The 428-nt window shown below is 41.4% G+C and carries 1 protein-coding gene; it reads right to left on the bottom strand.

The genetic code is table 11. From position 1 onward, the window contains the following. Nucleotides 1–428, bottom strand: a 428-nt coding sequence (locus tag HMPREF2872_RS00645; protein ID WP_070630447.1) for a hypothetical protein, incomplete at both ends; no start/stop codon positions are given.

Genomic DNA, 428 nt, shown 5'->3' with positions numbered 1-428 from the left:
GTAAAATAAGGATATGACCATTTCCAATAATATTTGGTCAGTGTCTTTTCTTCTAATAAGTGTTTCATTATGTCGCTGAAATTGAATTCTGTTTCTTCAGGACTTCCTGTAGCTTTCAATGAAACGCCAAAACCTTCAAGCTGCCAGTGACAGATTCCTTCCCCGAAGTAGTCTTCATCCAATAATGCGTCTGCATAAACCACAGTTTCATATTCAAAATCCCCAAGCTGGCGGATATCGGTTTGTAAATCCTTTTCAGGTTTAGCTGGTGCACCTTCGATTTGATTGATGATGTACGTACAATTTTCGGCTTTATAGCCGACCCCAAATTTACCTATCAGTTTCAGCGGCCCCGGTGCGTCGTTGATTTTGATTCTGAGGCGGTATATCTGTTTGGGATGGGGATTTAGCTGGAATCTTGCTTCGGT

This window comes from Neisseria sp. HMSC069H12 (assembly GCF_001812735.1).
Lineage (GTDB): Bacteria > Pseudomonadota > Gammaproteobacteria > Burkholderiales > Neisseriaceae > Neisseria > Neisseria subflava.
Note: the sequence above shows the minus strand (reverse complement) of the source record. Positions and strands in the feature narration are given on the sequence as shown.